The following is a 16991-nucleotide window of genomic DNA, read 5'->3' as shown; positions in this document are numbered from 1 at the left end:
TCAGCTCTGCAGAATGGAAGAGACCAGCAGCTGCGTATAGGGATGCTGCGGGTCGTCCAGGATCTGGTCGGTCAGCCCGCTCTCGACCACGTTGCCGCCGCGCATCACCAGGGTGCGCTGCGCCAGCAGGCGCGCCACGGCCAGGTCGTGCGTCACGATCACCGCGGCCAGCCGCAGGTCGGTCACCAGTTGACGCAGCAGGTCCAAGAGGCGCGCCTGCACCGAGACGTCCAGCGAGGCCGTGGGTTCGTCCATCAGCACCATGCGCGGATGCGTGACCAGGTTGCGGGCGATCTGCAGGCGTTGCTGCATGCCGCCCGAGAACGCGGCGGGGGCCTCGTCCAGGCGGTTCGCATCGATCTCCATCTTGGCCAGCCAACTGGCGGCCGTGCCGCGCAGCGCACCGTAGTGGCGCTGTCCCACGGCCATCAGGCGCTCGGCGATGTTGGCGCCCGCGCTGACCTGCATGCGCAGCCCGTCGCGCGCATGCTGGCGCACGAAGCCCCAGTCGGTGCGCGAGAGCACGCGGCGCCGCGCGCCCGAGAGGTTCGCCAGGTTCACCAGGCCTTGCTGGTCCACGTCATACCAGATGCTGCCGGCCTCGGGTTCGATCTGCCAGGACAGCGCCTGCAGCAGCGTGCTCTTGCCCGATCCGGATTCCCCCACCACGCACAGCACTTCGCCCGGATACAGGTCGAAGCTGACATCGCGGCAGCCGTGCACGCCGTCCCAGGTGCGCGTCAGGTTGCGCACCGACAGCAGGGCGCGTTGGTCCATCACGACGCCTCCTTGGCCGATTGCTGGCGTTGCTCGCAGTACTCGGTGTCCGAGCACACGAAGTGGCGCGATCCCTGGTCGTCCAGGATGATCTCGTCCAGGAAGCTGTCGCGCGAGCCGCACAGCGCGCAGCTTTCCGGCCATTTCTCGATGGTGAACGGATGGTCCTCGAAATCGAGGCTGGTCACGCGGGTGTAGGGCGGCACGGCGTACACGCGCTTCTCGCGGCCGGCGCCGAACAGCATCAGCGCGGGGTTCATGTCCAGCTTGGGGTTGTCGAACTTGGGGATGGGCGAGGGCCGCATCATGTAGCGTCCGTTCACGGTGACCGGGTAGTCGTAGGTGGTGGCGATGTGCCCGTAGCGCGCGATGTCCTCGTACAGCCGCACGTGCATGGCGCCGTACTCGGCCAGCGAGTGCATGGTGCGCGTCTCGGCCTCGCTGGGTTCGAGCCAGCGCAGCGGCTCGGAGACCGGCACCTGGAAGACCATCACCTGGCCTTCGGACAGCGGCGTCTCGGGCACGCGGTGGCGGGTCTGGACGATGGTGGCCTCGCGCGTCGATTCGGTGGTGCGCACGCCCGTCACCCGGCCGAAGAAGCGGCGGATGTTGATGGCGTTGGTGGTGTCGTCCGAGCCCTGGTCGATCACCTTCAGCACGTCGTCGGGGCCGATGATCGAGGCGGTCACCTGGATGCCGCCCGTGCCCCAGCCATAGGGCAACGGCATCTCGCGGCTGCCGAAAGGCACCTGGTAGCCCGGGATGGCCACCGCCTTGAGCAGGGCGCGGCGCAGCATGCGCTTGGTGGATTCGTCCAGATAGCCGAAGTTGTAGTGGGGATCGCGCTCGGGAAGTTCGGATGACGTGTTCATGCCGGGGTCTCCGTGCCGGCGTCGGCCGGCGGTTGCTGCGCGGCGCGGGCCTGGTCATGCTCGGCGCGCAGGCGCCGCAGCAGTTCCAGGTTGGCCTGGAAGTCGACGTAGTGCGGCAGCTTCAGATGCTGGACGAAGCCGGAGGCCTCGACGTTGTCGCTGTGGTACAGCACGAACTCCTGGTCGTTGGCCGGCGATTGCGCGGGTTCGCCCAGTTCGGCGGCGCGCAGCGCGCGGTCCACCAGCGCCATCGACATGGCCTTGCGCTCGCCATAGCCGAAGGTCAGGCCGTAGCCGCGCGTGAACTTCGGGCCTTCCTGCGCCGTGCCGGCGAACTGGCTGACCATCTGGCATTCGGTGACGTCGATCTCGCCGATCACCACGGGCGCGTCCAGCTCTTCCAGGATCATCTCGACTTCCAGCGTGCCGTAGCGGATCTCGGCGGCGAAGGGATGGGTGTTGCCGTAGCCGCGCTGCGTGGAATAGCCCATGGACAGCAGGAACCCCTCGTCGGCGCGCGCCAGGTTCTGCAGCCGCGCGGGGCGGTCGGCGGGAAAGGTCAGCGGCTGGCGCGTCAGGTCGAAGGGCGCGGGGTCGCCGGGCGGCGGCGCGTCGCCGTCGATCAGGGCGTCCCGTTGCAGCAGATCGGTCACGCGCGGCGTGGGGGCCGGTTCGATGGGCTCGCCCGCGGGCAGCGGATCGGCCGTGCCGGGTGCTTCCAGGCTGAAGTCCAGCAGGCGCTGCGTGTAGTCGTAGGTCGGGCCCAGCATCTGGCCGCCCGGCACGTCCTTGAAGGTCGACGAGATGCGGCGCTGCAACTGCATGCTGCCGGTATCGATGGCCTCGGTGTAGCCCAGGCGCGGCAGCGTGGTGCGGTAGGCGCGCAACAGGAAGATCGCTTCCAGCGTGTCGCCGGCCGCCTGCTTGATGGCCAGCGCGGCCAGGTGCGGGTCGTACAGGGCGCCCTCGGCCATGACGCGCGACACGGCCAGCGGCAATTGCTGCTGGATCTGCGCCAGGGTCAGCTCGGGCAGGGCGGTGTCGCCGCGCCGGTACTGGTCGAGCAGGCGGTAGGAGTTGAGGATGGCGCGTTCGCCACCTTTGACGGCTACATACATGGCAGCTCCGCTGGGCCGCTCCCGAGGAGCTGCCGCGCCCCCTCGGGGGGCAGTGAACAAAGTGAGCGTGGGGGCACTTCCTTATGCCTCCATCCGGCAGGTGCGCGGCAGGCCGCACAGCAGGTCGCCGCAGGTCAGCAGCACGTCCACGCCCAGCGGGAAGCGCTGGTGGTTGGCCTGCCACTGGGCGACGAAACCGGCCGGCAGGCCGCGCACGCGCAGGGCCTGCCTGTCCTGGATGCCCGGGCCGCTGAGTTCGTAGGTGAAACCGTCGCGCAGCGACTGCACTTCCAGCACCACCGTGGCCGAACGATCGGGGTAGGCCGGTTCGCCCGGATGCAGGTCGGCCAGGCCGGGCATCTCCAGCCCGGCCGGAATGGCGACGAACACCGCAGCGCCCGGACGGCCCATGACACGGCTGCCGGTGTGAAAGCGCAGGAAGCGCGCCACGTCGCCGCTGACGCCGGGCGGCAGCCACAGCGGCGCGTCGCCGTCGGCCAGCGTCAGCAGCACCGCCGTCATGGCGGGCGACAGGCCCGCGGGCACGCCGCAGGGCGCGTCCAGTTCGACCACGCGGCCGGGATGCGACAGCGCGTGCAACGTGCCGCGGAATACCGCCTGCGCGCCGGCGACGGGATCGTCGAAGCCCGGCAGCATCGCGGCTGGCGCGGAGGTGAGGGTGTGCATCAGTCTTCTCCCCGAACCAGGGTGAAAAAGTCGACCTTGGTCTGCGCGGCGAGGCTGGCGCGCGCGGCGCGACGCTCGGCGTGGGCGCGGGCCAAGGGGTCTATCAACTCGGTTTGCACGCGTTGGCGCCATTGCGGCATCTGCAGCAGCGCATCGGCCACGGCCGCCTGCTCGGCATGCCGGGCGGCGCGGCCGCGCACATAGGCCACGCCCATCACGCCGTCGTCGTCGCCCAGGGCCACGGCGCAGCGGGTGACGGTGATCTCGCCCAGATTGAACTGGGCGCCGGTGCCGCCGCTGCGGGCGCGCACCATGGCCATGCCGGTCTCGGGCTTGCGCAGCCAGCGCCGGGTGGGCAAGGGGCCCAGCGCGGCAAAGGCGCGGTCCAGTTCGGCGATGTCGGCCAGCGCCAGCACGCGCATCCAGCCGCGGCGCGCGGCATCGGGGGCGTTTTCGATCTCGGCCATATTTCCTCTAAACGTCTAGACGATTAGCGTAGTATGATCCTCGCCAAGCCGTGATTCAAGCCCCAAGGCGTGAAATTATGATGACATTGCGTGACCCGGGCCTCGTCGGCCGCCCAATCCGGACGTCGACACGTATGCTCATGCAGACGTCCGCACGGCATCCTGCCTTGCGGGCACAATGGCGGATATCGCGGCAAAATCGCGATGCAAGTACAACAAGTCGACGAGACACCATTCATCAGGACGTATCAGGCATGATGGTCGAACGAGGTTCCGGGGTTGCAGTCTGGCGCCAGATTGGCGAATTGCTTGCCACCGACATACGCAAGAAACTCTATGCGCCGGGTGAGCAACTGCCGCCCGAGCCCGAGCTGGCGGCGCGCTACGGCGTCAACCGCCACACCATCCGCCGCGCCATGGGCGAACTGGAGCAGAGCGGGCTGGTGCGCATCGAACAGGGCCGCGGCACGTTCGTGCAGGAACATGCCATCGATTACGCCATCGGCAAGCGCACGCGCTTTTCCGAGAACCTGCGCCGCCAGGGCCTGCCGGCGCATCTGGAATTCCTGGGCAAGCAGGTGCTGCGCCATGCCGAGGCCGCCGCCCAACTTGACCTGCCGCGCAATGCCGAACTGCTGCGCGTGCAGATGCTGGGCAAATCGGGCACGCGCGTCATCGACGTGTCCGAGCACTATTTCGACGCGCGGCGTTTTCCCGACCTGGCCGAGAAACTGGACGCGCTGGGCTCGGTCTCCAAGGCCTATGCCGAATACGGCATCGCCGACTACACCCGCAAATGGTCGCGCATCACGGCGGCCATTCCCGATCCCGACGTCGCGCGCCTGCTGGGCCAGCCCAAGACCCGGCCGATCCTGCAGGTCGAGGCCCTGAACGTCGACGAGAAGCTGGCGCCGCTGCAGTACAGCGTGACGCGTTTCGGCGGCGATTTCGTACAACTGGTGGTGTCCGACGACGAAAGTTGAAGCGGGCGGGGCAAGTGAGTCCCGCCTCGTCTTCACTGAGGTCGTCTAGACATCTGGTCGTCATCAAGCAACCCTAGCATTCGAGCATCATGCAGAACACTACCGACCTTTCCGACGTCCTGGGCGGCATTGCCGGCGCCAGGGTGCTGACGCCGTCCGGTTTGCAGGCCGCGGCATTCGATTTCGCGGATGGCCGCCTGGCCCCGGCCAGCGCGCATGCGGCGCGCCTGGACGCCGACGGGCTGCTGGTGCTGCCCGGCATCGTCGACCTGCATGGCGACGCCTTCGAGCGCGCGGTCATGCCGCGTCCCGGCGTCGCGTTTCCCTACGAGGGCGCGTTGCGCGACGTGGACTGCCAGTTGCTGTCCAACGGCATCACCACCGAATTCCATGGCGTCACGCTGTCATGGGAAGGCGGCCTGCGCGGCCAGCCTTACGCCGAGCGCATGTTCGACACCCTGGAACGCACGCGCCCCGCGCTGGGCGCCAACCACCACGTGCACCTGCGTTTCGAGACGCACCACGTGGCGGGCGTGGAGACCGCGCAGGCGTGGATCCGCGAGGGCCGGGTGCGCTTCCTGGCGCTGAACGATCACCTGCCCAGCATGGTCAAGCGTTTGGGCGACGACCGCAAGCTGCTGCAGTACGCCGAGCGCGCCGAGTGCGACCTGGACGCCTTCAAGGACCGCATCCGCCAGGCCATGCGTTCGGCCGACTCGGTCTGCGGCGCCATGCGCGCGCTGACCGACACGGCGCGCGAAGCCGGCCTGCGCATCGCCTCGCACGACGATCCCGATGCCCCGACCCGCCGCTACTATCACCAGTTGGGCTGCAGCGTGGCCGAGTTCCCGCTCAGGCGCGAGGCCGCGCAGATCGCCCATGAGCAGGGTGACGCCATCGTGCTGGGCGGCCCGAACGTGGTGCGCGGCGGCAGCCACAACGGCGCGTTGAACGCCACCGAGATGATCCGCGCCGGTCTGTGCGACGTGTTGACGTCCGACTATTACTATCCCGCGCCGCTGGCCGCCGCGATGCGCCTGGTGTGCGACGGCGTGCTGCCGCTGCCGCAGGCCTGGAACCTGGTGTCGCGCAATCCCGCGCGCGCCGCGGGCCTGGCGGGCCACGGCGAACTGCTGCCCGGCATGGTGGCCGACCTGATCCTGGTCGACGACCACGATCCGCGGCAGCCGCGCGTCTGCGCGGCCATCGTGGCCGGCCGCCTGCGCTACGCCAACCGTCCGTTCATGCGCGCAGGCCAGGCCGCCACGGCCGCCGTGGGCTGACGCCATGCCGCTGGCCTATCGATACGCGCTGTACCTGGCGCCGGCCGAGCCCTGGCGGCGCGCCGGCGCGCAGTGGCTGGGCCGCTGCCCCGACACGGGCCTGCTGCTGCCGCCCTCGGCCGACGCCGATCCGCGCCAGCCCGGCTGGACGGCCGATCCGCGCCACTACGGCCTGCATGCCACGCTGAAGCCGCCGTTCCGCCTGCGCGCGGGCCGCACGCCCGACAGCCTGGACGATGCCGTGCTATGCCTGGCGGCCATCGCCGAGCCGTTCTCGGTGCAACTGGAATGCCAGGCCCTGCGCGGCTTTCTGGCCTGGCGCCTGGCGGGCGACGCCGGGGAGCAGGCGCCGATGCTTTCGCTGGCCGCCGAAGCGGTGCGCCAGCTGGACGGCTGGCGCGCCCCGCCCACCGAGGCGGAACTGGCGCGCCGCCGCGGATCGCCGTTGAGCCCGCAGCACGAAGCCATGCTGGAACGCTGGGGCTACCCTTACGTATTCGAGCACTTCACCTTCCACATCACGCTGACGGGCAGGCTGGACGGCCCCGAGATGCAGGACGCCCAGGCGCGCATCCGCGCCTTCAGCGATCCGTTATGCCGCACGCCCATGCCGGTCAGGGACATCAGCCTGTACGTGCAGCCCGAGCCCGGCGCGCCGTTCCTGGTGGCGCGGCACTACGGATTCGACGGCACGGTGGCCGACGGCGCCGCCGCCGGCTACCTGCAAGGCCCGGCCGCGCCATGAACGCGGGCAAGACCGCCGCCCGCAACGACGGCGCCCGCATGATCTACCTGATGGGCCCGTCGGGCAGCGGCAAGGATACGCTGCTGCGCCTGTTACGGGCTTCGCTCGGGCCGGCCGATCCGGTCTGGATCGCGCGGCGCTCCATCACGCGCCCCAGCAGCGCGGACGAGGGCTCGATCGAGATCTCCGAGGATCACTATTCACGCATGGTTGCCACGGGCGGATTCGCCTTGCATTGGCGCAGCCACGGGTTCGGCTACGGGATCGGGGCGCGGTTGGACAGCTATCTGGCCCAAGGACATGTCGTGGTCGTCAACGGCGCACGTCGCTGCCTGACGCAGGCTTGTGAACGCTATCCGGCATTGCAGGCGGTGCAGGTCACGGTAGATCCTTCCGTACTGCTGGAACGATTGCAGCGGCGCGGGCGCGAGGATGCCGTGCAGATTGCGGGTCGGCTGGCGGATGCGGGCATGCCTCTGGATCTGCCGGCTGGCGTCACGTTGCATCGGATCGAGAACAACGATGTTCCCGGCAAGGCCGCGGGGGAGTTGATTGCCTTGGTTCGTCGATTGATGGCGGGTTCCGGTGTGGTGGGAGCGTTGAGTTCTTGAGGCGTCCTTGGCGGGGCTTGGGGCAGCCGCGCCGGCCAGAAGAACGCCACCCGCCGCATGAACCCCGCAACGCCCGCAAGAAAGAATCAGATGAACGCCTTCCGAATCCGCGAAGACAGCACGTCCGTCACGATCACGAACGCGATGATGATGAGCATCACCGCGCACGTCTGCGCATACTGGAAGCTGCGGATGATTTCCCACAGCACCATGCCGATGCCGCCGGCGCCCACGATGCCCACGACCGAGGCCGAGCGGACGTTCGATTCGAACCGGTACAGCGAGTAGGAGATCCACAACGGCATCACCTGCGGAATCACGCCGTAGACGATTTCCTCCAGCGCGTTGGCGCCCGTGGCGCGCACGCCCTCGACCGGCCGCGGATCGATGGCTTCCACGGCTTCGGCGAACAGCTTGGCCAGCACGCCCGTGGTGTGGACCCACAGGGCGAGCACGCCCGCGAAGGGGCCGAGGCCCACCGCCACGATGAACAGCATGGCGAAGACCATTTCGTTGATGGCGCGGCAGGCGTCCATCAGGCGGCGCATGGGCTGGTAGATCCAGGGGGGCACGATGTTGGACGAGCACATCAGGCCGGCCGGCACCGCCACGACGATGGCCAGGAAGGTGCCCCACAGGGCGATCTGCACCGTGACCAGCATTTCCGACAGGTAGTTGCGCCAATCGCGGAAATCGGGAGGGAAGAAGTCCGCGGCGAACTGGCCCATGTTGCCGCTGTCGCGCAGCAGGTCCAGGGGGCGCATGTCCGCGCCTTGCCAGGACAGGCCCAGCAGCAGGAAGACGGCGGCCCAGGCCAGCAGCGTGGAGATCGGCGTGCGCAGGGGGGCGCACGGCGTGGCGGCGGGGGGGAGGGTCTGGCTCAAGGGCGGGCTCGTGGGGCTTATTGCTTCGCCAGGGCGGCGGCCTGCTTGTCCAGGGCGTCCAGCTTGGCGTCGATCTCGGCGATGCGCTTTTTCTTGTCGTCGGCCGACAGGTTGGCGTCGTTCTCCAGGCGGCCCTTCGCGCCGGCCAGGTCCATCTGGCGGATGGGGATCAACTGGTTGTTGTCCGACGGGCGGAAGCCCTTGTAGGTCAGGCGCTTCAGGTTATCCAGCTCCTGCTGCGAACCCTTGCCGTAGTTGACGAAGAAGTCGCGGACCTTCTGCTTCAGCTCGGGCGGCAGGTCGCTGCGGTACACCAGCGGATCGGCCGGGATCAGCGGCGACTTCCACAGCACGCGCACGTCTTCCATGGCGTTCTTGCCGGTGGACAGGCGGTAGCGTTCGACGGCCTCGGTGTTGGTGATGGCCACGTCCGTCTGCTTGTTGATCACCGACAGCAGGTTGGTCTCGTGGTTGGCGATGCGCACGTTCTTGAACAGCGTCCTGGGCTCGACCTTGTTGGCCAGCCACAGGTAGAAGTTCGGCACGGCGGTGCCCGAGGTCGAGTTCGGATCGCCGGCGCCGTAGCTCAGCGTCTTGCCGTTCTTGATGACGTCCTGCACGCTTTGCAGCGGGCTGCTCTTGTGGGTCAGCAGCAGCGACCAGTAGCCGGGATTGCCGTCCTTGTCGATCACCGAGGCGAACACTTCGCCCTGGGCGCGGTCCACGGCCTCGATGGCCGACTTGTTGCCGTACCAGGCCATCTGCACCTTGTTGAAGCGCATGCCCTCGATGATGCCGGCGTAGTCCGAGGCGAAGAACGGCTTGACGGGGACGCCGATCGCGCGGCTCAGGTCGGCGATGACGGGATCCCAGGCGGACTTCAGGTTGGTCGACGATTCGGTCGAGATGATGCCGAAGTTCAGTGTCTTGGCGTCCTGCGCCAGGGCGGAGGCGCTGAGCAGGGCGGCGCTGGCGAAGAGGGCGGAAAGGGTCTTGACGAACATGATGGCTCCGATCGGGCAGTGCGGGGGAAAAGCAACGGAAGAGGACTCAGACGGCGGCGTCCAGCGCCACCTGCAGGCCGCGGGCGCGCACGGGCGAGGCGGCCACGGGCGCCGGACCGCGCAGTTCGGCCAGGTCCGCGCCGTACAGATCCTGCTGCATGGCGGGCGTCAGTGCCGAAGAGGGGCCGTCATACACCACGCGGCCATGCCGCAGCGCGACCACGCGCGGGCAGTAGCGCAGCGCCACGTCGACCTGGTGCAGCGACACCACGACGGCGACCTTGCGGGTGCGGTTGATATGGGCCAGCGTGTCCATCACGCGGCGCGAGGATTCGGGATCGAGCGAGGCGATGGGCTCGTCGGCCAGGATGACGCGGGCGTTCTGCACCAGCGTGCGGGCGATGGCGGCGCGCTGCTGCTGGCCGCCGGACAGCGTCGAGGCGCGCTGAAACGCGTGGCCGTCCATGCCGACCTGGGCCAAGGCGTCCATGCCGGCGGCCGCTTCATGGCGCGTGAAGGTGCGCGTCAGGCTGCGCCACAGGGGCACGCGCGGCAGCAGGCCGGTCAGCACGTTGGTGATGACCGGCAGGCGGCCCACCAGATTGAACTGCTGGAACACGAAGCCGATGCCGGCGCGCGAGCGGCGCACCGAGCGGCTGATGCGGCCGCCGCGCTGGATCAGCTCGCCGTTGACGTGGACTTCGCCCGCATCGCGGTCGCCCGGCACGAAGCCGGCCAGATGGCGCAGCAGGGTGGACTTGCCCGACCCCGACGCGCCCAGCAGGGCGACCATCTCGCCGGGCGCGACACGCAGGTCGACGTTGTCCAGCGCCTTGCTGCCCGCCTTGAACGTCTTGGACAATCCGCGTACGTCGATGGCATCGGTCATGAAGGTCTCCCGCTTGAGATGGCTGGCGGAAGTATGGGCAGCGCAAATGACCGGCCCGTGAAGCAGGATCGTAAAAAACCGATGGTATGTCATGCAAAGGGACGGAGATGTGTCATTAAATCGACATCTACCGCCGCCCCTCGGGGTGCCGCCGGTCAGGCGGTCACTGCGGCTGGACGTTGAATTCCTTCACGACGCCGCCCCACACCTCGCGTTCCTGCGCGATGGCCTTCCGGAAGTCCTCGGCGCTGGTGTATCGCAGTTCGGCCCCTTGCTGCGCCAACGCGGACTTCAGGTCGGGCTGGGCCAGCACCTTCTGCAGCGCGCGGGCGATCGTCTGCACCGCCTCCGGCGGCGTGCCCTTGGGCGCCACGAAGCCGAACAGGTTGTCGGCCGCCACGCCCTGCACGCCGGCCTCGGCCAGCGTGGGCACGTCGGGCAGCAGGGACACCCGCGTCTTCGAGGCCACCGCCAGGTACTTCAGCTTGCCGGCCGACACCAGCGGCATGGACGAGGGCAGGCTGTCGAACATCATCGCCGAGCTGCCGTTGGCCACGTCCGGCAGGGCCTCGACGCTGCCCTTGTACGGAATGTGCACCATCTTCAACCCCGCCTTGGCCGCGAACAGCTCGGATTCGAGGTGCGACAGCGTGCCCGTGCCCTGCGAAGCGAAGTTGTATTTGCCGGGCGAGGATTTCACGTAAGACACCAGGCCGGCCACATTGTCGATGCCCAGCGAGGTGGGCACCACCAGTGCGTGCGGCACGGCGCCCACGCCGGCGATCGGCACGAAATCGGTTTCCAGGTCGGCTTTCCAGTCCTTGTAGATGGCGCGGGCGATCTGCACGTTGGTGACCGCCGCCAGGTACAGGGTGTAGCCGTCGGCGGGCGCGCGCGCCGCGGCCACCAGGCCGATGGCGCCGCCGGCGCCGGGACGGTTCTGCACCACGACCGACTGGTTCAGTTCGGCCGACAGCTTCTGCCCGACCGCGCGCGCCAGCACGTCGGTGGCGCCGGCCGGCGGGAACGAGATGATCACCTGGATGGGCTTTTCGGGATAGGCCGCCTGCACGGCGGGCGCAAAGCCCAGGCCGGCCAGCAGCAAAGCGGCGCCCAGGCGCCGGAAGGATCGAAAAGCGGGTGCGGCGTTCATGCGAGGAATTCCCTTGGAGTGTGGTTGTGTTCCAGGGCGGTGTCCTTGAGGATCCGCAGGCACGTTTCGCCATGCGACGGATCCCTGGGGCACCACTCTGGCGTGCTGTCTCCACGCCCTCCGGGGAATCGGCGGCGGGGTCTCGGACCCCGGCCCGCCGCGGGTCTGCGCCCGCTGGCCCTGCGCGCGGCCGCGCGCGGGACACTGAAAGATACGCTGCCCGCCGGACGGGATCAATCGACTCTGTTTGTCGCTGCCACAAACAGATTTGATGGATCGCCGCCGCTCACTGCGCCTTCAGCCCCAGCCGCTCGATGGTGCCGGTCCAGCGCTTGAACTCGTCCGCGATGTGCGCCTTGCATTGCGCGGGCGACAGGTTCATGGGTTCCGCGCCCTGGAAATCCAGGCTTTCCTTCACCTTGGGATCCTTGATCGCGATCTGGATCGCCTGGTCCAGCCGGGCCAGGATGGTGGGCGGAGTGCCCTTGGGCGCGGCCAGCACCTGCGCGGTGGCCGCGTCGAAGCCCTTGAGCTCGGGCACGCTTTCACTCAGCGAGGGAACCTTGGGCAAGGCGGACGACCGGTGGTCGGACGTCACCGCGAGGGCCCGCACCTGGCCATTCTGGATGAACGGCATGGCGCTGTTGAACGAGCCCGAATACATGAAGTTGACGTTGCCGGCCGCCAGGTCCGTCAGCGCCGGCCCGTTGCCCTTGTAGGGCACGTGCTGGAAGGTCAAGCCCAGCCTGGCCGCCAGGTCCATCGCCACCAGATGGTCGACCGAGCCGTTGCCCGACGACCCCATGAAAAACCTGGACGGATCCGCCTTCATGGCCTGGTACAGCGCCCGCGGGCTGTCGGCCGTATTCTTCTTTGACACCAGCAGGATCATCGGCACCGCCACCGAGCAACTGGCCACGTCGAAGGCCTTGGTCGGATCCAGGTCGGCGCGGTTGAACAGGGCGGGCGCCGTGGTCAGCGACGAGGTGCCGTACAGCAGCGTGTAGCCGTCGGGCTTGGCGCGCACCAGGTCCTGCGTGCCGATGTTGCCGCCCGCGCCGGGACGGTTCTCGATCACGATGGGTGTCTTCAGTTCTTCGGAGACGCGCTTGAACAGCACCCGCCCGATGGCGTCGGTGGGACCGCCGGGCGCGAAGCCGATGATCAGCGTGATGGGCTTGTCGGGATAGGTGTCGGCGGCGCGGGCGGGCAGGGCGCCCGCCGCCAGCCCGGCCAGGGTCATGGCCAGCACGGCGTGCTTGTTCTTCATGGTGTCGTCTCCTCTCGGGTTCTTGTTGCGGCTTGGCGCCGCTTTATGTGTCAGTGCCGGATGGCTGCGGCGTTCAGGCCTCGCGGGCCAGGTTGTCCAGCCAGACGGGCGGATGCGCGCCGTTGGGGGCGGGCGGCAGGCTCCAGTGGGCGCGCGTGCGCGAGAACTGGGCTACCGGCGGCAATTGCTGCAGCGGGCCGTAGGCGGACGGCCGCGTCTCCAGCAGCGGCGCCAGACCTTCTGCGAAATGCCGGCGTTCCTCGCGGGGCTCGAAACCCGGCTCCAGGCCCAGCCGCTGCACCCACATCGAGGTCTGCGTCAGCGACACCCTCACGTGATAGCTGCCGCCTTCGGTGGCGCGGCGGATCAGCGCCAGCATCGCCCCGGCCGCGCCCAGATAGCCCGTCAGGTAGTCGTTCAGCAGATAGGTGGGCACCACGCGTGGCCGGCCACCCGCCGCCTCGGCCATCGCAATACCGCTGACCACCTGGCCCAGTTGCTCGAAGCCGCCGCGGCGCTGCCACGGCCCCGTTTCGCCGAATGCGCTGACGCTGACGTACACCACGCCAGGACGCAGCGCGGCGGCGTCTTCCGGCCCCAGGCCGCGTCCGGCCAGACTGCCGGGCCGCCACGACTGCACCACCACATCCGCGCCGCTGATCAGCTCGCGGGCGCGCAGGCGGTCTTCCTCGCGGTCCAGGTCCAGGAAGGCCGAGCGCTTGCCGATATTGGTGTCCACCGTCTGGCGAAACGGGTCCTGCATGGCGGGCGGCGCGATGCGCAGCACCTCGGCGCCATGCTCGGCCAGCGAGCGCGCCACCACGGGGCCGGCGATGACGTGGCCCAGGTCCAGCACGCGCAGGCCGTCCAGCGGGCGGTTCAGGGCTTGTGCCGGCTCGGGTTCGCCGTCGGCGATCTTGATCACTTCCACCACGGGCAGTCGGGCCAGCAGTTCGCCCTGCGGATGTGCCAGCCATTCTTTCGTGGTGCGGGCATACACGCCGGGCAGGCGGCGTTCCTCGAAGGCCGCTTCCAGCGCATCGCCTTCCCAGCGCCCGATGCCCTTGGCCAGCGCGGCCGGGTTGTTGGCGCAGTCCAGCAGGTCCAGTACGCCGTCGCGCAGGTGCGGGTACGAGCCGATGGGGAAGAACCAGCGGTCGTCGGCGGTGCGGTAGAAGTCGGCCTTCAATTCTGTCAGCAACGACAGCGCGGGCAGGCTGTAGCCGCTCTGGGTCTGGAAGTGGCCGGGATTGAGCGAACTGGCCGCCTGCATCCAATCGATGCCCACGTTCTGGCGCTGGCCGGTGGCCAGGTGCCACCATTTCTCCACTGCCAGGGCATACGCGCCGATGGCGGCGCCCGCCGACAGCGTCAGCCGGTGCGGCGAGTCGAAAACGGGCGCGCTGCCGTAGAAGCGTAACCGGCTGGAAGGCGATTCTTTCCACGGCGCCTGCGCGCCCAGGATGTCGGCGATGGCCTGGTAGGCGTGTTCGGGCTCGGGATGGGATGCATCCATCTTGCTTGTCTCCGTCGTTGTGGTGTCCTGCTTTTGAAATCAGTCTATAAAGCGGTCATACCCTCGTCCAACATATAATTTCTCGGTCTGTAAGACGAAAAAAGTCTTTATGTTAAACAGCCGACTGCTCAGGCAATTCATCGCCGTGGCCGAGGAACTGCATTACGGCCGCGCTGCCGCGCGCGTCGGCATCGCGCAGTCGCCGCTCAGCCAGGCCATCCAGAAACTCGAGGCGCAGGTCGGCACGCCGCTGTTCTTGCGCAACAAGCGCTCGGTGGCGCTGACGCCCGCCGGCAAGGTCTTCCTGGAAGAGGCCTACCAGTGGCTGCGCTACGAGCAGGTCGCCCTGCAGCGCACGCGGGGCGCGGCGGGCGGCGGGACGGGGCAGTTGTCGGTGGGCTTCATCGGCAGCGTGGGTTATGGCTTCATGCCCGAGCTCATCAGCCGCTTCCGCCACGACTATCCGCAGGTGCGGCTGCGGTTGTCCGAGATGACGACCAAGGATCAACTGGAACAGTTGCGCGGCCGTGCGCTGGACGTGGGCCTGCTGCGCACGCCGTTGCCCGTCGAGGCGCCGCAGATCGAGACCCGGCCGTACCAGCGCGACGTGCTGATGGTGGCGCTGTCCAGGAGCCATCCCCTGGCGGGACGGGCCAGCATCGAACTGAAGCAGTTGGCGGGCGAGTCCTTCGTGGCATTCTCCCGCGAGAAGGTGCCGGCGGCGCATGCGCAGTTGATCGCGGCGTGCGCCACGGCGGGGTTCTATCCGGCCATCGAGCAGGAATGCTCGCAGATCGCCAGCGTGATCTGCGTGATCGCAGCCGGGCTGACCGTGGCGCTGGTGTCGGGCAACCTGACCTCGCTGATCCATCCCAAGGTGCAGTACGTGCCGCTGGCGGACCGGCTGCCGCTGCTGGAGCAGGAGGTGGCGATTGCATGGCGCAGGCATGACGACAATCCGGCGCTGGCGTCTTTTCTGGACGTGGCGCGGCAGTTGGAGACTCCATGGACGCCGCGATGAGGAATTCGCCGGTTCAACGAATGGAATCGCCTGCTTCTCCCGGCTGACGAGCCCGCTGTGACCAGGCCTGCCTGATTGCCTGTGGGGTCTCACGATCAGGATGCCGCCTGGCATCGCGGCCGCCGCGTCTGCGTAGAATGGGCCGCTTCGGGATTCCCGCCACAACCGCCGGAATCCCGGCGTTCGTTGCGCCGGGCTGTCATCCCGCAACGGCATCATCGGCAAAGACCCGCCGGCGCCGCTCATGCGCGCGCCGGCCGTTTTCCACGACAAGGCTCGACACACATGCATACGCGGCGAGGATTTCTGCGCGGCCTGGCGTTGCTGGGCGCGTTGCTGTTTCCAGGGAGGTTCACGATGGCGGCCGAGAAGGGCGATCCCGACATGCAGGCACTGGCGGACATCCGCCCGGGCGACGCCAAGGAGAAACTGGCCGCCGCCGTGGGTGAGCGCTGGCGCGATCCCCGGCCCGAGGAAACCGGCCATATCCGCTATCTGGAAGAGGCTTTCGCCTTCACGGCCCGCTTGGACCGGTACGGCCGCGTCGGCCGTACCGAGTTCACTCATCGTTTCGATCCCGAGGCGCGCATCGCGGGCCTGCACCTGGGCATGGCCGAGGCAGACGCCGAGCGCGTTCCCGGCCTGAATCTGGGCAAGCCGGTCCGCGCGGGCTTTCCGTACCGCTTCGGCTATCTGCAACTGCCCGATGGCGTCCGGCTGCTCGTGCAGGTCGGGCATGGCCGCGTCACCGAACTGAGCCTGTCGCGCGACACCGAGTTTCCCGATCTGCCGATGCCTCTGCCGAAACCCACGATGGCTATCGACGTGCGCATCGTGCCTGGCCCGCAGGCCCGCGACGCCGAGGCGCCGGATGGCTGGGCCTACGGCCTGCCGCGCGGCATCACGCCCGCGCAGTGGCCGCTGTCGAACCGCACGGGCTTTCCGATGGAGCACCACTTCACGGTGCGCGTGCCGGCGCAGTACCGGACCAAGGGGCCGCAATACGTGGCGTTGGCCTTCTTCAGCGACACGGCGGGCGAGACCGATGTGTCCGAAGAGATCATCGACCTGATGGACCGCATTTACGACGGACGCGGCCTGCCGGACAAGGTGGGCGCGGACCTGCAACCGTTCGCGGATCACCTGCGCCAGCGGCACCCCATGGAGTTCCGCTGCAAGGACATCCTGTACGCCTCGTTCGCCGCCATCTGGCTGACCGAGGCCGATTTCAAGGGCAAGGTCTGCGAGCCGCCCAAACCGGCGCGCACGCCGGCCAATGCGATGTGCGAGGTGCCGCCCTGGTTGTCCACGAGCGCGATCCAGAGGATCTTCGGTGAAAACGGGCGCGCGGCGTACGACCCCAGGCAAGGGCTGCACCGCATGGTGGGAGGCAAGCCCGCCGAACCGTGGGAGATCCTGCGGCTGCGCGCGACCGAGCGCACCGACGATCCCAACATCGGCCGCACGCCCACCGAGGACCAAGAGAACGCGGACGGCTACATCGCCAGGTACAGCGAAGAATGGGAGGCGAGGAAGCTGGACGTGTCCTATGGCGACCTGCATTTCGGCGGCACGGCCAGCCCGGCGCAGGCCATGCCCGATCTCAGCCCGTTCTACATCGAGTTCGAAGAGAGCATGGGCCTGCCGAACTTCGGCACGGGAAACTGTCAGCTCGATCTGGTGTCCATGCAGTTGGACTGGGCACAGTAGA

17 protein-coding genes are annotated in these 16991 nt (G+C 68.4%); 6 read left to right on the top strand and 11 right to left on the bottom strand.

All coding sequences use genetic code 11. The features are described 5' to 3' along the window. The 5 genes from phnK to phnG form a co-directional block, all read right to left on the bottom strand. Nucleotides 1-777, bottom strand: coding sequence for a phosphonate C-P lyase system protein PhnK (gene phnK / locus A6745_RS17495; protein ID WP_066129928.1), 777 nt, complete (start codon nt 775-777; stop codon nt 1-3). Beyond that, nucleotides 777-1649 (bottom strand): alpha-D-ribose 1-methylphosphonate 5-phosphate C-P-lyase PhnJ, encoded by an 873-nt coding sequence (locus A6745_RS17490; protein ID WP_066129927.1) that lies wholly within the window; start codon nt 1647-1649, stop codon nt 777-779. The genes phnK and A6745_RS17490 overlap by 1 nt, the downstream gene beginning before the upstream one ends. Next, entirely contained in the window at nt 1646-2767 is a 1122-nt protein-coding gene (locus A6745_RS17485) for a carbon-phosphorus lyase complex subunit PhnI (RefSeq protein WP_066129925.1), read from the bottom strand. Before A6745_RS17485 ends, A6745_RS17490 begins: the two co-directional genes overlap by 4 nt. 81 nt (nt 2768-2848) lie before the next feature. Continuing rightward, the gene (gene phnH, locus A6745_RS17480; protein WP_066129924.1) at nt 2849-3454 is read right to left on the bottom strand and encodes a phosphonate C-P lyase system protein PhnH; all 606 of its coding nucleotides are present in this window, start codon (nt 3452-3454) and stop codon (nt 2849-2851) included. Further along, nucleotides 3454-3921: a phosphonate C-P lyase system protein PhnG gene (gene phnG / locus A6745_RS17475; protein ID WP_066129923.1), complete on the bottom strand. Its 468-nt coding sequence runs from the start codon at nt 3919-3921 to the stop codon at nt 3454-3456. Before phnG ends, phnH begins: the two co-directional genes overlap by 1 nt. A gap of 257 nt (nt 3922-4178) precedes the next feature. Between phnG and phnF the strand changes: the two genes are divergently transcribed. The 4 genes from phnF (at nt 4179) to phnN (ending at nt 7543) form a co-directional block, all read left to right on the top strand. Further along, nucleotides 4179-4904, top strand: a complete 726-nt coding sequence (phnF, locus tag A6745_RS17470) for a phosphonate metabolism transcriptional regulator PhnF (protein WP_066131331.1) — start codon at nt 4179-4181, stop codon at nt 4902-4904. 89 nt (nt 4905-4993) lie between these two features. Then, nucleotides 4994-6187, top strand: coding sequence for an alpha-D-ribose 1-methylphosphonate 5-triphosphate diphosphatase (locus tag A6745_RS17465; RefSeq protein WP_066129921.1), 1194 nt, complete (start codon nt 4994-4996; stop codon nt 6185-6187). Between the two features lie 4 nt (nt 6188-6191). After that, nucleotides 6192-6932 (top strand): DUF1045 domain-containing protein, encoded by a 741-nt coding sequence (locus A6745_RS17460; RefSeq protein ID WP_066129920.1) that lies wholly within the window; start codon nt 6192-6194, stop codon nt 6930-6932. Continuing rightward, nucleotides 6929-7543 (top strand): phosphonate metabolism protein/1,5-bisphosphokinase (PRPP-forming) PhnN, encoded by a 615-nt coding sequence (phnN, locus tag A6745_RS17455; protein ID WP_066129918.1) that lies wholly within the window; start codon nt 6929-6931, stop codon nt 7541-7543. Before A6745_RS17460 ends, phnN begins: the two co-directional genes overlap by 4 nt. An 86-nt stretch (nt 7544-7629) precedes the next feature. Here the strand turns inward: phnN and phnE are convergent, their stop codons facing one another. The 6 genes from phnE to A6745_RS17425 form a co-directional block, all read right to left on the bottom strand. Continuing rightward, nucleotides 7630-8427: a phosphonate ABC transporter, permease protein PhnE gene (gene phnE / locus A6745_RS17450; protein ID WP_066129916.1), complete on the bottom strand. Its 798-nt coding sequence runs from the start codon at nt 8425-8427 to the stop codon at nt 7630-7632. Between the two features lie 17 nt (nt 8428-8444). Further along, complete coding sequence (gene phnD / locus A6745_RS17445) at nt 8445-9431, bottom strand: phosphonate ABC transporter substrate-binding protein (protein WP_066129914.1); 987 nt, start codon at nt 9429-9431, stop codon at nt 8445-8447. A gap of 46 nt (nt 9432-9477) precedes the next feature. Further along, nucleotides 9478-10320, bottom strand: a complete 843-nt coding sequence (gene phnC, locus A6745_RS17440) for a phosphonate ABC transporter ATP-binding protein (RefSeq protein ID WP_066129912.1) — start codon at nt 10318-10320, stop codon at nt 9478-9480. Between the two features lie 163 nt (nt 10321-10483). Continuing rightward, the gene (locus A6745_RS17435) at nt 10484-11473 is read right to left on the bottom strand and encodes a Bug family tripartite tricarboxylate transporter substrate binding protein (RefSeq protein ID WP_066129909.1); all 990 of its coding nucleotides are present in this window, start codon (nt 11471-11473) and stop codon (nt 10484-10486) included. A 286-nt stretch (nt 11474-11759) separates the two neighbouring features. Next, nucleotides 11760-12743 carry a Bug family tripartite tricarboxylate transporter substrate binding protein gene (locus tag A6745_RS17430; protein ID WP_066129906.1) on the bottom strand — a complete coding sequence of 328 codons (984 nt, stop codon included), beginning with the start codon at nt 12741-12743 and terminating at the stop codon, nt 11760-11762. A gap of 73 nt (nt 12744-12816) precedes the next feature. Next, nucleotides 12817-14259, bottom strand: a complete 1443-nt coding sequence (locus A6745_RS17425) for a CoA transferase (protein WP_066129903.1) — start codon at nt 14257-14259, stop codon at nt 12817-12819. A gap of 109 nt (nt 14260-14368) precedes the next feature. Between A6745_RS17425 and A6745_RS17420 the strand changes: the two genes are divergently transcribed. Both A6745_RS17420 and A6745_RS17415 read left to right on the top strand, forming a co-directional pair. After that, nucleotides 14369-15280 carry a LysR family transcriptional regulator gene (locus A6745_RS17420; protein ID WP_066129900.1) on the top strand — a complete coding sequence of 304 codons (912 nt, stop codon included), beginning with the start codon at nt 14369-14371 and terminating at the stop codon, nt 15278-15280. 285 nt (nt 15281-15565) lie between these two features. After that, nucleotides 15566-16990 (top strand): DUF7256 domain-containing protein, encoded by a 1425-nt coding sequence (locus A6745_RS17415; protein ID WP_066129898.1) that lies wholly within the window; start codon nt 15566-15568, stop codon nt 16988-16990. Nucleotide 16991: the final 1 nt, after the last annotated feature.

The organism is Bordetella ansorpii (genome assembly GCF_900078705.1).
GTDB classification, from domain to species: domain Bacteria; phylum Pseudomonadota; class Gammaproteobacteria; order Burkholderiales; family Burkholderiaceae_B; genus Bordetella; species Bordetella ansorpii_A.
Note: the sequence above shows the minus strand (reverse complement) of the source record. Positions and strands in the feature narration are given on the sequence as shown.

Bases quoted from the DNA above. Each gene is read 5' to 3' on its own strand.
- phnK (WP_066129928.1), bottom strand. From the start codon at position 777: ATGGACCAACGCGCCCTGCTGTCGGTGCGCAACCTGACGCGCACCTGG.
- A6745_RS17490 (WP_066129927.1), bottom strand. From the start codon at position 1,649: ATGAACACGTCATCCGAACTTCCCGAGCGCGATCCCCACTACAACTTC.
- A6745_RS17485 (WP_066129925.1), bottom strand. From the start codon at position 2,767: ATGTATGTAGCCGTCAAAGGTGGCGAACGCGCCATCCTCAACTCCTAC.
- phnH (WP_066129924.1), bottom strand. From the start codon at position 3,454: ATGCACACCCTCACCTCCGCGCCAGCCGCGATGCTGCCGGGCTTCGAC.
- phnG (WP_066129923.1), bottom strand. From the start codon at position 3,921: ATGGCCGAGATCGAAAACGCCCCCGATGCCGCGCGCCGCGGCTGGATG.
- phnF (WP_066131331.1), top strand. From the start codon at position 4,179: ATGGTCGAACGAGGTTCCGGGGTTGCAGTCTGGCGCCAGATTGGCGAA.
- A6745_RS17465 (WP_066129921.1), top strand. From the start codon at position 4,994: ATGCAGAACACTACCGACCTTTCCGACGTCCTGGGCGGCATTGCCGGC.
- A6745_RS17460 (WP_066129920.1), top strand. From the start codon at position 6,192: ATGCCGCTGGCCTATCGATACGCGCTGTACCTGGCGCCGGCCGAGCCC.
- phnN (WP_066129918.1), top strand. From the start codon at position 6,929: ATGAACGCGGGCAAGACCGCCGCCCGCAACGACGGCGCCCGCATGATC.
- phnD (WP_066129914.1), bottom strand. From the start codon at position 9,431: ATGTTCGTCAAGACCCTTTCCGCCCTCTTCGCCAGCGCCGCCCTGCTC.
- phnC (WP_066129912.1), bottom strand. From the start codon at position 10,320: ATGACCGATGCCATCGACGTACGCGGATTGTCCAAGACGTTCAAGGCG.
- A6745_RS17435 (WP_066129909.1), bottom strand. From the start codon at position 11,473: ATGAACGCCGCACCCGCTTTTCGATCCTTCCGGCGCCTGGGCGCCGCT.
- A6745_RS17430 (WP_066129906.1), bottom strand. From the start codon at position 12,743: ATGAAGAACAAGCACGCCGTGCTGGCCATGACCCTGGCCGGGCTGGCG.
- A6745_RS17425 (WP_066129903.1), bottom strand. From the start codon at position 14,259: ATGGATGCATCCCATCCCGAGCCCGAACACGCCTACCAGGCCATCGCC.
- A6745_RS17420 (WP_066129900.1), top strand. From the start codon at position 14,369: ATGTTAAACAGCCGACTGCTCAGGCAATTCATCGCCGTGGCCGAGGAA.
- A6745_RS17415 (WP_066129898.1), top strand. From the start codon at position 15,566: ATGCATACGCGGCGAGGATTTCTGCGCGGCCTGGCGTTGCTGGGCGCG.